The sequence below is a fragment of the Variovorax sp. AC103 genome (assembly GCF_979254005.1).
This window is the reverse complement of record NZ_CEEDFC010000004.1, coordinates 179,819-192,525: the sequence shown is the minus strand read 5'-3', so window position 1 is coordinate 192,525 and position 12,707 is coordinate 179,819. Positions and strand designations below refer to the sequence as shown.

General features: G+C 68.1%; 16 protein-coding genes. 6 read left to right on the top strand and 10 right to left on the bottom strand.

Features of this window, described 5'->3' with window-relative positions:
• Nucleotides 1-2 precede the first annotated feature (2 nt).
• Nucleotides 3-524 (bottom strand): GNAT family N-acetyltransferase, encoded by a 522-nt coding sequence (locus AC0IYU_RS07550; RefSeq protein WP_435438633.1) that lies wholly within the window; start codon nt 522-524, stop codon nt 3-5.
• 68 nt (nt 525-592) lie between these two features.
• Between AC0IYU_RS07550 and AC0IYU_RS07545 the strand changes: the two genes are divergently transcribed.
• The 3 genes from AC0IYU_RS07545 to AC0IYU_RS07535 all read left to right on the top strand — a co-directional run bounded on the left by AC0IYU_RS07545 (nt 593) and on the right by AC0IYU_RS07535 (nt 2,748).
• A complete protein-coding gene (locus AC0IYU_RS07545) occupies nt 593-1,183 on the top strand; it encodes a helix-turn-helix domain-containing protein (protein ID WP_472114763.1) in 591 nt (196 codons plus the stop codon).
• A 93-nt stretch (nt 1,184-1,276) separates the two neighbouring features.
• Nucleotides 1,277-1,447, top strand: a complete 171-nt coding sequence (locus AC0IYU_RS07540; RefSeq protein WP_177206563.1) for a hypothetical protein — start codon at nt 1,277-1,279, stop codon at nt 1,445-1,447.
• 92 nt (nt 1,448-1,539) lie between these two features.
• The gene (locus tag AC0IYU_RS07535; RefSeq protein WP_472114760.1) at nt 1,540-2,748 is read left to right on the top strand and encodes an NAD(P)/FAD-dependent oxidoreductase; all 1,209 of its coding nucleotides are present in this window, start codon (nt 1,540-1,542) and stop codon (nt 2,746-2,748) included.
• Nucleotides 2,749-2,757: 9 nt separating this feature from the next.
• Here AC0IYU_RS07535 and rlmB read toward each other — a convergent pair whose 3' ends face one another.
• From rlmB to AC0IYU_RS07515, 4 genes are read right to left on the bottom strand one after another with little or no spacing between them, the layout of a single operon-like run.
• A complete protein-coding gene (gene rlmB / locus AC0IYU_RS07530) occupies nt 2,758-3,504 on the bottom strand; it encodes a 23S rRNA (guanosine(2251)-2'-O)-methyltransferase RlmB (RefSeq protein WP_472114758.1) in 747 nt (248 codons plus the stop codon).
• Nucleotides 3,505-3,526: 22 nt separating this feature from the next.
• Nucleotides 3,527-4,507, bottom strand: a complete 981-nt coding sequence (locus AC0IYU_RS07525; protein ID WP_472114755.1) for a hypothetical protein — start codon at nt 4,505-4,507, stop codon at nt 3,527-3,529.
• A gap of 4 nt (nt 4,508-4,511) precedes the next feature.
• Nucleotides 4,512-5,006, bottom strand: coding sequence for a hypothetical protein (locus AC0IYU_RS07520; RefSeq protein WP_472114752.1), 495 nt, complete (start codon nt 5,004-5,006; stop codon nt 4,512-4,514).
• Between the two features lie 51 nt (nt 5,007-5,057).
• Entirely contained in the window at nt 5,058-5,768 is a 711-nt protein-coding gene (locus AC0IYU_RS07515; protein ID WP_435438627.1) for an ABC transporter ATP-binding protein, read from the bottom strand.
• Between the two features lie 36 nt (nt 5,769-5,804).
• Here AC0IYU_RS07515 and AC0IYU_RS07510 point away from each other — a divergent pair, with 36 nt between their 5' ends.
• Nucleotides 5,805-6,440 (top strand): arylesterase, encoded by a 636-nt coding sequence (locus tag AC0IYU_RS07510; RefSeq protein WP_472115229.1) that lies wholly within the window; start codon nt 5,805-5,807, stop codon nt 6,438-6,440.
• A 77-nt stretch (nt 6,441-6,517) separates the two neighbouring features.
• Here the strand turns inward: AC0IYU_RS07510 and AC0IYU_RS07505 are convergent, their stop codons facing one another.
• Together AC0IYU_RS07505 and AC0IYU_RS07500 are read right to left on the bottom strand one after the other, a co-directional pair.
• Nucleotides 6,518-6,721 (bottom strand): hypothetical protein, encoded by a 204-nt coding sequence (locus AC0IYU_RS07505; RefSeq protein ID WP_435438625.1) that lies wholly within the window; start codon nt 6,719-6,721, stop codon nt 6,518-6,520.
• A 113-nt stretch (nt 6,722-6,834) separates the two neighbouring features.
• Nucleotides 6,835-8,028, bottom strand: a complete 1,194-nt coding sequence (locus AC0IYU_RS07500) for a PLP-dependent transferase (protein ID WP_472114749.1) — start codon at nt 8,026-8,028, stop codon at nt 6,835-6,837.
• 176 nt (nt 8,029-8,204) lie between these two features.
• On the opposite strand from AC0IYU_RS07500, the gene AC0IYU_RS07495 reads away from it, so the two are divergent.
• Nucleotides 8,205-9,053, top strand: a complete 849-nt coding sequence (locus tag AC0IYU_RS07495; protein ID WP_472114746.1) for a helix-turn-helix domain-containing protein — start codon at nt 8,205-8,207, stop codon at nt 9,051-9,053.
• 88 nt (nt 9,054-9,141) lie between these two features.
• Nucleotides 9,142-9,594, top strand: a complete 453-nt coding sequence (locus tag AC0IYU_RS07490; RefSeq protein WP_472114743.1) for a VOC family protein — start codon at nt 9,142-9,144, stop codon at nt 9,592-9,594.
• 15 nt (nt 9,595-9,609) lie between these two features.
• Here the strand turns inward: AC0IYU_RS07490 and AC0IYU_RS07485 are convergent, their stop codons facing one another.
• From AC0IYU_RS07485 to AC0IYU_RS07475, 3 genes are read right to left on the bottom strand one after another with little or no spacing between them, the layout of a single operon-like run.
• Nucleotides 9,610-10,134, bottom strand: coding sequence for a phosphoribosyltransferase (locus AC0IYU_RS07485; protein ID WP_435484015.1), 525 nt, complete (start codon nt 10,132-10,134; stop codon nt 9,610-9,612).
• 14 nt (nt 10,135-10,148) lie between these two features.
• Complete coding sequence (locus tag AC0IYU_RS07480; protein ID WP_435438620.1) at nt 10,149-11,480, bottom strand: adenylosuccinate synthase; 1,332 nt, start codon at nt 11,478-11,480, stop codon at nt 10,149-10,151.
• 23 nt (nt 11,481-11,503) lie between these two features.
• Nucleotides 11,504-12,664: an ATP phosphoribosyltransferase regulatory subunit gene (locus AC0IYU_RS07475; RefSeq protein ID WP_472114740.1), complete on the bottom strand. Its 1,161-nt coding sequence runs from the start codon at nt 12,662-12,664 to the stop codon at nt 11,504-11,506.
• Nucleotides 12,665-12,707: the final 43 nt, after the last annotated feature.

Here is a 12,707-nt window from a genome sequence, read left to right as displayed (position 1 = left end):
GTTCAACCGTCGACCGGGTTCAGCGGCGTCGCCAGGATGCGCTGGTAGAACGCCACGTCCAGCCAGCGGCCGAACTTGAAACCGGCCTGGCGCACCGTGCCGGAGTGCTCGAAGCCCAGGCGCTCGTGGAGCGCGATGCTGCCGGCGTTGGCCGCGTCGATGGCGCCGACCATCACGTGCACGTCGCGCGCGATCGCTTCGGCAACGATGGCCTCCATCAGCGTGCGGCCCAGGCCCTCGCCGCGGTGGGCGCTGTCGACGTACACCGAGTGCTCCACCGTGTACTTGTAGGCTGGAAAGGCGCGGAACGCGCCGTAGCTCGCGAAGCCCAGCAGCTTGCCGTCGTCGTCCACGGCGCCGATCACCGGAAAGCCGCCGGCGCGCTTGGCGGCGAACCACGCAACCATGTTCTCGCTCGTGCGCGGCTTGTAGTCGTACAGCGCGGTGGAGGTGACGATGGCGTCGTTCAGGATGGCAAGAATCGCCGCGGCGTGCGCTTCTTCGGTGCAGGGGATGAGACGCATGGGAGTCCTCGGTGTATTGGGTGAATTCAGGTGGGATGTCGTTCAATATAAGAGAATAATAATCTCATATGAGAAACGATTCATCCCCCATCGAAGCACCCGGCGAGAACATCGACGCGCTCATCGCCACCCGCCTGCTGGCGCTGCGTCAGGCGCAAGCGCTGAGCCTCGCCGAACTGGCCGAGCGTTCGGGCGTGAGCAAGGCGATGATTTCGAAGGTGGAGCGCGCGCAGAGCAGCCCCACGGCCGTGCTGCTGGGCCGGCTGGCCGCCGGGCTGGGCGTGCCGCTGGCGCACCTGCTGACGGCAGACAAGGCGCAACCGCAGCGATTGCGCAAGCGCGCCGCGCAGGACGTCTGGCGCGACCCCGAGGCCGGCTACCTGCGCAGGCAGGTCGCCGAGCGCCAGGCAGGCAGCGGCGTCGAGCTGGTCGAGGTCGAGCTGCCGCGCTCGGCGCAGGTCGGCTATCCGCGCTGGAGCGGCAAGCCGTACCGGCAATGCCTGTGGATGCTCGAAGGCGCACTGCGCGTGGACTATGGCGATGAGCGCTTCGAACTCGCCCAAGGCGATTGCCTCGACTTCGGCGTCGATCGGCCGCTGGTGTTCAAGGCGCTCGGCCGCAGCGGCTGCCGCTACCTGCTGGTGGCCAGCCCGGAGTAGGCAGGCTCCCACATGCACAGGCGGCCCACGCCGGTGCGGGGCGCGGCCCGGGTCGGGATACTGCATGGCATCTCAGCTTCTGGAGGAACGACCATGTCTTTCGCGCTCTACATGATCGGCTTCGTGATTTTCCTGGGGGGCCTCATCTGGGGCGCCTCCGTGGCCGGCGTGCCCACGCTCTACATCGGCATCGGTGCGGTGATCCTGCTCGGCATCGGCATCTTCAGTGCGGTCGGCCGCACGCGCGGCAAGGACCCGTCCTGAGTTCACACAGGCTTCACGCCGCGCGCACAGGCGGCAGCTAACTTCGATGGCGCACTGCAGGACGCGGTGCGCATCGAAACCGTTGGCTGCCCATGCACACCTCTTCCAGTCTTTTCTCTCCTCTCGCTTTCTCTTTCACCGCACCGGAGCCGGCCTCTTCCCCTGTGGCGGGTCACGGCATCGGCAACCTCAAGGTCGACCTGCTCGTGGTGGGCGCGAGCTTTGCGGGCCTCGCGTGCGCGCGGGCCGCGGCCCTGGCCGGGCTCAGCGTGATGGTGCTGGAGAAGAAGACCAGCGCTGGCGCCAAGCTGCACACCACCGGCATCATCGTCAAGGACGCCGTGGACAGCGTGCCCTGGCTGGCGGAAGTGCCGCCCGCGCTCGTGCGCCGCATCGACGGCGTGCGGCTCTACGCACCCGACATGCGCCATGTCGACCTGCACGCGCCCGGTTACTGGTTCTGGGCCACCGATGCGCCCTGCCTGCTCGACTGGATGGTCGATTCGGCGCGGGCCTGCGGTGTGGACGTGCGCCTGGGCACGCTGTTCGAGCAGGCGCTGTGGATCGACGGCCGCTGGGAGGTGCCGGTGACGCAAGGCCCCTGCATCACGGCCACCTACCTCGTGGGCGCCGACGGGCCGCATTCCCGCGTGGCCAAGGCACTGGGCCTGTCGCGCAACAAGCACTTCCTGTACGGCGTCGAGCACGAGTACCAGGGCGCCCGCATGGCGCCCGACCTGCTGCATTGCTTCGTCGACCGGAAACTTGCACCGGGCTACATCGGCTGGGCGCTGGACGGCGTGGGTGTCAGCCAGATCGGCCTGGCACGGCGCATGGGGCGCCACGCGGCGGGCGACGCCAGCGCGCTGAAGCTCGACCCGCTGCTGCGCAAGATCGCCTCCGTGGTCTCGCCCGGCGAGGCCCCGCCCGTCGCGGTGCGCGCCGGAATGATCCCCTGCGGCGGCGTGCTGCCGGTGGTCGCGCGGGAACGGGCGTTGCTGGTGGGCGATGCGGCCGGTATGGTGTCGCCGGTGACGGCGGGCGGCATCCACACCGCGTTGCAGCACGGCGAAGGCGCGGGCAAGGCGGTGGCGCGCTTCGTGCGCGGCGAGGTCGGCGACCCCGCCACGTGGTTCGTGCGCGGCTACCCGGGCTTTAGGCTCAAGCGCACGCTGCGCTGGGCCTTCGACCACTTCCAGAGCGACTGGCTGTTCAACCGCCTGCTGGGCACGCCGCAGATGCGGCGCATGGCGGAACTCGTCTACTTCCACCGCAAGGGTGCACCGCTGCCCAGGCGCTGAAGCGGGCGATCAGGCGCCGCGCTGGCGCATCGCCTCGTAGAGGCACACGCCGCTGGCCACCGAGACGTTCAGGCTCTCGACCGCGCCGGCCATCGGAATGCTCACCAGCTCGTCGCAGGTCTTGCGCGTGAGCTGGCGCATGCCCTCGCCTTCGGCGCCCAGCACCAGCGCCAGCGGCCGCTTGAAGTCGCTCTGGTAGATGGTGCCCGGTGCATCGTCGCTGGTGCCCACGCACCAGATGTTGCGTTCCTTGAGCTCGTTGAGCGTGCGTGCGAGGTTGGTGACCATGAAGTACGGCACGGTCTCGGCGGCGCCGCTCGCCACCTTGGCCACGGTGGCGTTGATGCCGGCCGCATGGTCCTTGGGCGCGATGACCGCATGGGCACCGGAGCCGTCTGCCACGCGCAGGCAGGCGCCGAGGTTGTGCGGGTCGGTCACGCCGTCGAGCACCAGCAGCAAGGGCACGGTGCCGGCCGCCTCCAGGCCTTCGAGCAGTTCGTCGAGCGAATGGATCTGCGCGGCGGGCTCCACGCGCGCCACCACGCCCTGGTGGCCATGGCTGCCGCTGAGCTTGGACAGCCGAAGGCCGTCGGCCTCGACCAGCCGCACGCCGGCGTCCTGCGCACGCGCAATGAACTGTTTCATGCGCGCATCGCGCCGGCTGGTGTCGAACATCACTTCGAGCACCGACTTGGGCGCGGTCTTGATGCGCACGCCCACGGCATGGAAGCCGAAGATCACTTTGGGAGAAGACATATACCCCTGATTATCCCTACCCTCAGGCGATCGGCAGGCCGCTGAGCGCCCGGGTGCGCTCGTCGTGCAGTTCCTGCACCGCCCGCGCGCTCGGATGCACGCTTTCGAGCTTGCCCACGCTCTCCAGGTACTGGCAGGCAGCGTGGCCTTCGGCGGCCTTCTCGTAGCGCGCGATCCAGGCGTCGCGCTCGGCCAGACGGTCGGGCGACACCGGCCACACGCCCCGGCGCGGCCGCACGTGCTCGTCGATGCCGATGCGCCAGGGCTTGGCGCTCAGGCGGGCGCGAAAGCAGTTCTGGTTGCGGCACATGCGCGCGTAGACCTTGTCCACCCCCAGTGCATGGAAGCAGTCGGCCACGGCGATGTCCGCGGCATTGAACACATCGTGCATGGCCAGCAGGCGAAAGCCCCCGGGCGTGCGGTAGACGCGCAGGTGCCAGTCGGGATGCTGGTGCATGAAGCGCCCGATGCGCTCGGCCGCCAGCTTCTCGGGCGTGGGGTTGCCGCTGGGCTCGCCGCGCTTCTTGCGCTTGCCGATGACCCAGGCCACGGCGAAGACCACGAAGAATGCGATCAGCCCGCCCAGCCAGGTCTTGGCGGCCCAGCCGCCGACCACACCGGCCATGAGCGCCGGCACCAGCGCAAAGAGAAACAGGCTGCCGCGCAACGGCTGCTCGAAGTCGATGTCGACGAACATCACGTCGGGCGTGTTGAGACAGCGCGCGCCGTAGGTGTTGCGCGTGACGACGGTGTCGCCCTGGCGCTCGACGATCTCTTCGCGGATCGGCACGCCGTCGGCGCCGTTGTAGGCCCGCTTGCGCTCGCGGCGGTCCAGCTTTTCGCCCCTGGCGATGCGTTCGAACGCCTCGCGCGTGCGCTGGTCCGCGTGGGCCTGCGCCGCCACCGGGCTCTCGTCGGACCAGCCATGGCGGCGCACGGTGATCTGCTTGCCGTCGACACGCTTCTGGATGCGGCCTTCGGCCCAATGCTGCGGAACGATCATCGGCTCAGAGGTCTCGCCCGAAATACAGCCACGCCATGAGCGCCGCCAGCACGACGATCACCACCGGCAGCCACTTGTAGCCGCTGCCCTGCACTCGCCCCGGCTCGTCCATCGGACGAGGGGGCATGGCCGTCGGCATCGGGCCGAAGCCGCCGGCCGCCGGGTCGTCGTGCTTCTCGACCAGCCGCTTGGACGCGGCCAGGCCCAGGCCGGTGGCTTCGCGCGTAAGGCGGACGGCCTCGACCTTGTTGCCCTGCGCCAGGGCCTTGAGCGCGGACGACGGCATTGACGCGAAGCCGCGGTCCTGCATGGCGACGTCGGGGGCGCTGCGCCCGCCGGCGTTTTCTTCGTCCCCCGCTTCCATGCGTGCGGCATGGCGTTCGACCGCTTCCTTGGCCGACCTGAGGTCCATGCCCGTGCGGTCGCGCACGATCTTGATGGCCTGGATCAGTCTTCCGCTCTGCAGTGCGTCGACGGCGTCGGGGGGAAGTTCTTCCATGCGGTCTCCTCGAATGTTCTTTGCTATTTATTTAATAGCTTATCGCGCTTGTCAGACGGGCGCTACGGCAGCTTTTTCATTAATCGCGACGCGCCCGGCCTCGATGGTGATGCGGCGTTCGCAGCGGGCCGCGATGCCGCGGTCGTGCGTGACCAGCACGAGCGTGGTGCCGAGTTCGCGGTTCAGGTCGAACATCAGCCGCATGACCTGCTCGCCGGTGGCGAAGTCGAGGCTGCCGGTGGGTTCGTCGGCCAGCAGCAGCGCCGGCTGCACCACGAAGGCGCGGGCCAGTGCCACGCGCTGCTGCTCGCCGCCGGAGAGCACCTTCGGATAGTGGCCCAGCCGCTGGCCGAGGCCGACCCGGCCCAGCATCTCGGTGGCGGCCTTGCGCGCATCCTTGCGGTTGGCAAGCTCCAGGGGGAGCATCACGTTCTCCAGCGCACTCAGGTTGCCGAGCAGCTGGAAGCTCTGGAACACGAAGCCCACGCGCTGGGCGCGCACCGCGGCGCGCTCGTCCTCGTCGATGGCGAAGATGTCCTCGCCGGCAATGCGCACCGTCCCACGCGTGGGCGTGTCCAGCCCGGCGATGATCGACAGCAAGGTGCTCTTGCCGGAGCCTGAAGCACCGACGATGGCGGCGGTTTCCCTCGCTCCGAGGGTGAAATCGATGTCCTGCAGAATGTCCAGCGTACCGGTCGAGTCGGTGACGGACTTGAAGACATGCTCGACGGCAACAATGGCATCAGACGGGGGTTGGGACATGGAAAGGCTTTGGTTTTGAATCGACGTGACTTTATCTTGACCACCGCCGCGCTCGGCAACGCGGGGCTATGGGCGACCGCGGCGCAGGCCCAGGTTTCGACAGCGGCAGGCAAGCCGGTGATCCTGGTGCTGGGCGATTCGCTCAGCGCAGAGTACGGCCTGAAGCGCGGCGAAGGCTGGGTACCCTTGCTGGAGAAAAGGCTTGCGGAACAGAAGGTTGCGGCGACCGTGGTCAACGCCAGCATCAGCGGCGACACGAGTTCGGGCGGGCGGGCGCGCTTTCCTTCGCTGCTCGCGCAGCACAAGCCCAGCCATGTGGTGGTCGAGCTCGGTGCCAACGACGCCTTGCGCGGCCTGCCGCTGTCGGACACGGAAAGCAACCTTCTGCAGATCGCCAAGGCCGCGCAGGCCGCAGGGGCGAAGGTGCTGATCGTCGGCATCCAGGTGCCACCCAATTACGGCGGCGACTACACGCGGCGCTTCGAGGCGGTGTTCTCCAAGGTGGCGAGCGCAACGAAGTCGGCGCTCGTGCCCTTCCTGCTCAAGGGCGTGGCCGATGCGCCCGATGCGATGTCGCTGTTCCAGGCTGACCGCATCCACCCCACGGCGGCGGCGCAGCCGCAGCTGCTGGACAACGTGTGGCCCGAGCTGCGCAAGCTGCTGCCGAAATAAGAAACCGCCGCACCAAATAAAAAGCCGCCGCAGGCGCAGGCCGGCGGCGGCTTCTCGATCGGTATGCCAGGAACGGATCAACCGTTCTTGGTGGGCAACTCGGGCACCGTGGGTGCATCGCGTTCGAGCGAGGCCACATCGGTTTCCGGGTCTCCGGGGGCCAGACCGTCGCTGCTCGGCGAGAGTTTGCGATTCGCCTTTTCCCGGAGCTTTTCTTCCTTCTTTTTTCTCTTGGCCAGTTCTTTCTGGCGCTTCTCGTAGCCGTAATTGGGTGTTGCCACTGCTTCTCCTTGGGCGAGGCAGTCAGGGTGACTGCGCGTGGCCTACTGTAAGCGATAACGGTGCAGTCCCGAGACGGTACCCAAGGCGGGCCTCAAGGAGCGGAAGCGATCTTTTACATCCTGGCCAGCGCCTGCTGCAGATCGGCGCGCAGATCCCCCACGTCCTCCAGTCCGACCGAGAAGCGAACCAGCGTGCCCTTGTGGGGCCAACGCGCCACGCTCGCGTCGCGCATCAGGCCGATGTCGTAGGGCACCACGAGGCTGATCGGGCCGCCCCACGAGTAGCCGAGGCGGAACAGCCGCAGGCTGTCGCAGAAGCGGTCGACCTGCTCGGTGCTGTAGCGCTCGTCGAACACCACCGAGAACAGGCCGGCGGCCAGGTCGGTTTCGCCACACAGCGCGCGCCAGTGGACATGGCCCGGCGAGTCCTCGAGCGCCGGGTGCAGCACCTGCGCGATTTCATCGCAGCCGTTGAGCCAGCCGGCCAGTTCGCGCGCGGCACGGTCGTGCGCCGCGTAGCGCAGCGAGATGCTGGGCAGCGAGCGCAGCAGCGTCTCGACGTCGCCCACGCCGATGCCGAAGCCCATGCGCATGTGCGTGAGCTTGAGCGCTCGGTGCAGGCGTTCGTCGCGCGTGATCACGCTGCCCATCAGCACATCGCCGCCGCCGCTCGGGTACTTGGTGAGCGCGTGCACCGAGATGTCGACGCCCTGCCCCGTGCCGTTGAAATCGAAGGGCGCGAACGCCAGGCCGGCGCCCCAGGTGTTGTCGAGCGCGGTCATGACGCCGCGCGCACGGCAGACGTTCACCAGCGCGGGCAGGTCGGGGAATTCCATCGTCACCGAACCCGCCGCTTCGACCCACACCAGCCGCGTGCGGTGCGACAGCTTGGCCGCAAGGTCGGCCGGGTTCATCGCGTCGTACATGCGGTGCGTGATGCCGAAGTTGGCCAGCTCGCCGGTGGCCAGCGCCTTGTTGGGGCCGTAGGCGTTGTCGGGAATGAGCACCTCGTCGCCGGTCTTCAGGAAAGCGAAGGCCACCAGCGTGATGGCGGCCAGCCCGCTGGGCACGAGCAGGCATTCGGTGCCGCCTTCGAGCGTGGCCAGGCGCTCTTCGAGCGTGAAGGTGGTGGGCGTGCCGTGCAGGCCGTAGGTGTAGCCGGCCTTGGTCTTCCAGTCGCGCGCACGCATGGCGGCCACGTCGGCGAAGAACACGGTCGATGCCTTGAACACGCCGGGCTGCGGCGCGGCGAAGGTGGCGGGCGGGGTGTAGGGGTGGTGGATCAGGGTCGTGGAGGGCTTGCTCATGCGGCAATGCTAGCGTCACTGGAGAGCACCCACGCGCCCCTCAGTTCGAACAGGCCTTGCGGGTTGCGAGCTTCAAGCGCATCGGCGACGAGGCGATGTGAAGGGCGGGCTTGTCGCGGTTGCGCCGCACAATGTGCCATCGGGCGACAGCACGCCCCTCAGGAGAAGCCTTCGGCATGCAGCTGACGCGTCCCCCTCTTGCCCACCTGCGGCCCTTCGTGCGGCTGCTGTGGGCCTCGGCACCCGACGGTGCGCCCGCGCGGCGGCCGGGTGCGCGCGAGCATGTGCTGCCGACCGGCGGCATGCACCTCGTGTTTCGGCTCGGCGGGCCGCCGCTGCGCCTGTTTCGCGACGGCGCCGATGCGCACGGCTTCACGGTGGGCCACGCGATGGTGGGCGGAACGCGCTGCGCATTCTTCGTGCGCGATGTGTCGCTCGAGACGCGCTCGGTCGGCGTCATGCTGCAGCCAGGCGCGGCCCGGGCGCTGCTCGGCGCGCCGGAAGACGCGCTGGCCGACGCCCACACGCCGCTCGACGCGCTCTGGGGCGCGGACGCAGGCTTCGCACTGGAGCAACTGCACGGCGCAGGCGCTCCCGCGCGGCAACTCGCGATCGTCGAAGCCCTGCTGACGGCACGCCTTGCCGCCCGCGCGATGCATGGCCTGCACCCCGCGGTGGCGCACGCCCTGTCCAGCCTGTCGAGCGCCGGCGCCCATGGCGACGCTGCCCAAGCTGGCGCCATCGGCGCGCTGGTGAAGCACAGTGGCTACAGCCACCGGCGCTTCATCGCCCTCTTTCGCGGCATGACAGGCCTGGCGCCCAAGCAGTACGCACGCATGCTGCGCTTCGACCGCGTGCTCGCGCTGTCCGCCATGAACCCCGCCCTGCCCTGGGTCGACCTCGCGCTGCAGGCCGGCTACAGCGACCAGGCGCACTTCAGCCGCGACTTCCTGGCGATTGCCGGCATGTCGCCCCAGGCGTACCGGCGCGCGGCGCCGAGAGCCTCGCGGCATGTGCGCATCTGAAGCGCGTGCGAACAGGTCAAATTTGTCCAAGACCTGAAGAACGGCGGGAGCCAGAATCGCGCTCATCGCAACCCCAACGGACAAGACCATGGCCATCCACGAACTGTTTCCGTACCTCTGCGTCCACGACGCTGGCGCAGCCATCGACTTCTATTGCAAGGTGTTCGAAGTGAAGGAGATCTTCCGCCTGACCGAGCCCAGTGGGCGCATCGGTCATGCGGAACTGGACTTCCACAACGGGGCGATCCTGATGCTCTCGGACGAGTTTGCCGAGTTCAACATCCGCAGCGCGAGGACGCTGGGCGGAACGCCCGTCTCGCTGCACCTGCACGTCGACGACGCGGACGCGGTGGTGGCACGCGCCGTTACGGCGGGCGCCACGCTTGACATGGCACCGCAGGACCAGTTCTACGGGGAACGCTCCGGTGTCTTTCGCGACCCCTTCGGCCATCGCTGGAACGTGGGGTACAGCATCGAGAAGCTGACGCCGCAAGAGATGCAGCGGCGCTACACCGCGATGATGCTCAACCCCGCCGGATGACCCGGCGGGCGCGCATCAGACGGACCACTTCTCGATGAGCTTCTCGGCGCCCATGGCGTCGTAGCCTTCGAAGGGCTGGTGGATCCACGGGTTGGTGGCCAGGAATTCCACCTGGTAGTCGGGCGTGAAGGTCGACAGCGCCTTGGTCCAGATCACGGCGCTGCGCAGCTCGGTGATCGGCGGGTAGTTGTTGCGCAGCATGTCCATCACGGCGTGCAGCGTATGGCCCGAATCGGCCAGATCGTCGACCAGCAGCACCCGGCCCGCGATCTCGCCCTTGGGGGTGGTGATGAAGCGGGCGATGTCAAGGTGGCCCTGCACCGTGCCGGCGTCGGCGCGGTACGAGCTGGTCGACATGATGGCCAGCGGCTTGTCGAAGATGCGCGATAGCACGTCGCCGGGGCGCATGCCGCCGCGCGCCAGGCACAGGATGGTGTCGAACTGCCAGTCCGACTGGTGCACCTTGATCGCGAGCTTCTCGATCAGGTTGTGGTACTCGTCGTAGCTGACGTAGAGATGCTTGCCGTCTTCGGTCAACATGGGTTTTTTCCTCTTCAGTCGGCCAGATAGGGGTGTCGCATCATGATCGTGTGATCGCGGTCGGGGCTGGTCGACACCATGTGGATCGGCACGCCGGTGACCTGTTCGATGCGCTGCAGGTACAGGCGCGCGTTGACCGGCAGCTTGTCGTACTGCGTGACGCCCACCGTGCTCTCGGTCCAGCCCTCGAGGGTCTCGTAGATCGGCGTGCAGCGCTCGATCTCGTCCGCGCCCATGGGCAGGATGTCGGTGATTTCACCGTCGAGTTCGTAGCCGGTGCACAGCTCGAGCTTTTCGAGGCCGTCCAGCACGTCGAGCTTGGTGATGCACAGGCCCGACAGGCCGTTGACCTGCGCCGAGCGCTTGAGCAGCGCGGCGTCGAACCAGCCGCAACGGCGGCTGCGGCCCGTGGTCACGCCCTTCTCGGCACCGATGGTGCTCATGTGGTAGCCGGGGGTGCCGGGCGTGGCCCAGTCGAGCTCTGTGGGGAACGGACCGCCGCCCACGCGCGTGCAGTAGGCCTTGGTGATGCCCAGGATGTAGTGCAGCATGCCCGGGCCCACGCCCGAACCGGCGGCGGCATTGCCGGCCACGCAGTTGCTGGAGGTGACGTACGGGTAGGTGCCGTGATCGACGTCGAGCAGCGTGCCCTGGGCGCCTTCGAACAGCAGGTTGGCGCCGTTTCTGTGCGCGTCGTTCAGTTCGCGCGAGACGTCCGCCATCATGGGCTTGAGCAGCTCGGCGTGCCTCATGGCTTCGTTGAAGACTTCGTCGAAATCGATGGCGGGAGCACTCAGCACCTGCGTCAGCACGTGGTTGTGCAGGTCGAGCAGCACGCGCAGCTTGGCCGCGAAGCGGTCCGGGTGCTTCAGGTCCTGCACGCGCAGCGCGCGGCGCGCGATCTTGTCTTCGTAGGCCGGGCCGATGCCGCGGCCGGTGGTGCCGATCTTCTCGATGCCGCCCTTTTCGCGGTACGCCTCGCGCGCGATGTCCAGCGCGGCGTGGAACGGCAGGATCAGCGGGCAGGCCTCGCTGATGCGCAGGCGCGAACGCACTTCGACGCCGGCCTTTTCCAGGCCTTCGATTTCCTCGAACAGCTTGGCCGCGGACAGCACCACGCCGTTGCCGATGTAGCACTTGACGCCGGGGCGCATGATGCCGCTGGGGATCAGGTGCAACGCGGTTTTCACACCGTTGATGACCAGCGTGTGGCCCGCGTTATGGCCGCCCTGGAAACGGACCACGCCCTGGGCGCTTTCCGTCAGCCAGTCGACCAGCTTGCCTTTGCCTTCGTCGCCCCATTGGGTACCGACGACGACCACGTTTCTTCCGGTGGTTACGCTCATGCTCGTTCCATTACTTCAAAAATTCAGATCGCTCGGACACTCCACTGGCCTGCGTGCTCGACGAGCTCGCGGTCGCAGTGGAATTCATCGATTTCGCTGCCATGGCCCGGCAGCACGCAGACTACCGTTTCACCGGCCTTGCGCAATTGGGCAATGGCCTGATGCAGCCCGGCCGCGTCGCGCCAGGGTGCGCGGATGGCGGCTCGCAGCGGGCGGGCCGGCAGCACGCCGACCAGTTCGCGCACGTCGAGGCTGAAGCCGACAGCCGGCCGGTTGCGGCCGAACACGGCGCCCACTTCGTCGTAGCGGCCGCCGCGCACCAGGGAGTCGACCGCACCGGGCACGTAGATGCCGAAGCGCATGCCGCTGTAGTACGCGTAACCGCGCAGGTCGGCCAGGTCGAAACTGATCCGGCGGCCGGCCGTGCCCTCGAGGCCGGCGGCAAGATGCTTCAGGTCGGCCAGGGCGGCGGCCACGGCCGGCGTGCCCTTCAGGGCCTTGGCAGCCTCGTCGAGCACCGACGCGTCGCCGTACAACTGGACCAGGGCGCGCAGCCCGTCGCGGGACGAGGCGGGGAAATCCTTGGTGAGCGAATGGAGCTCGCTCGCGTCCTTGGCGGCCAGCGCCGCGTGCACGCGGGCCAGGACAGCAGCATCGACCGGAACGTCCGCGAACAGGGCACGCACGATGCGGGCATCGGCCAGGTCGACGATCACGCCTTCTTCCAGGCCCGCGGCCTGAAGGCAGTCGAGCGCCAGCAGCAGGGTTTCGGTGTCGGCCTCGAGGCCGGCATGTCCGTAGATTTCGGCACCGAACTGCAGCGGCTCGCGGGTGGCGTGGGGCCGGTCGGGCCGGGTGTGGAGCACCGGGCCGCAGTAGCACAGGCGAGTCACGCCGTCACGGTTCAGCAGATGGGCATCGATGCGCGCCACCTGGGGCGTGGTGTCGGCGCGAAGGCCCATGCTGCGGCCGGAGAGCTGGTCGACAAGCTTGAAGGTTTGAAGGTCGAGCGCCTCGCCGGTGCCCGAAAGCAGCGACTCGAGGTGCTCGAGCAGCGGCGGCATCACCAGCTCGTAGCCATAGCCACGGGCGGTATCGAGCAGCTGGCGTCGAAGTTCTTCGATGTGGCGCGCCTCGGAAGGCAGCACATCGGCAATGTGATCCGGGAGGACCCAGGCGGACATGGGGATCGGGGGCGTGGTTAAACCGGGATTCTACCGGGACCGC

Bases quoted from the DNA above. Each gene is read 5' to 3' on its own strand.
- AC0IYU_RS07550 (WP_435438633.1), bottom strand. From the start codon at position 524: ATGCGTCTCATCCCCTGCACCGAAGAAGCGCACGCCGCGGCGATTCTT.
- AC0IYU_RS07545 (WP_472114763.1), top strand. From the start codon at position 593: ATGAGAAACGATTCATCCCCCATCGAAGCACCCGGCGAGAACATCGAC.
- AC0IYU_RS07540 (WP_177206563.1), top strand. From the start codon at position 1,277: ATGTCTTTCGCGCTCTACATGATCGGCTTCGTGATTTTCCTGGGGGGC.
- AC0IYU_RS07535 (WP_472114760.1), top strand. From the start codon at position 1,540: ATGCACACCTCTTCCAGTCTTTTCTCTCCTCTCGCTTTCTCTTTCACC.
- rlmB (WP_472114758.1), bottom strand. From the start codon at position 3,504: ATGTCTTCTCCCAAAGTGATCTTCGGCTTCCATGCCGTGGGCGTGCGC.
- AC0IYU_RS07525 (WP_472114755.1), bottom strand. From the start codon at position 4,507: ATGATCGTTCCGCAGCATTGGGCCGAAGGCCGCATCCAGAAGCGTGTC.
- AC0IYU_RS07520 (WP_472114752.1), bottom strand. From the start codon at position 5,006: ATGGAAGAACTTCCCCCCGACGCCGTCGACGCACTGCAGAGCGGAAGA.
- AC0IYU_RS07515 (WP_435438627.1), bottom strand. From the start codon at position 5,768: ATGTCCCAACCCCCGTCTGATGCCATTGTTGCCGTCGAGCATGTCTTC.
- AC0IYU_RS07500 (WP_472114749.1), bottom strand. From the start codon at position 8,028: ATGAGCAAGCCCTCCACGACCCTGATCCACCACCCCTACACCCCGCCC.
- AC0IYU_RS07495 (WP_472114746.1), top strand. From the start codon at position 8,205: ATGCAGCTGACGCGTCCCCCTCTTGCCCACCTGCGGCCCTTCGTGCGG.
- AC0IYU_RS07490 (WP_472114743.1), top strand. From the start codon at position 9,142: ATGGCCATCCACGAACTGTTTCCGTACCTCTGCGTCCACGACGCTGGC.
- AC0IYU_RS07485 (WP_435484015.1), bottom strand. From the start codon at position 10,134: ATGTTGACCGAAGACGGCAAGCATCTCTACGTCAGCTACGACGAGTAC.
- AC0IYU_RS07480 (WP_435438620.1), bottom strand. From the start codon at position 11,480: ATGAGCGTAACCACCGGAAGAAACGTGGTCGTCGTCGGTACCCAATGG.
- AC0IYU_RS07475 (WP_472114740.1), bottom strand. From the start codon at position 12,664: ATGTCCGCCTGGGTCCTCCCGGATCACATTGCCGATGTGCTGCCTTCC.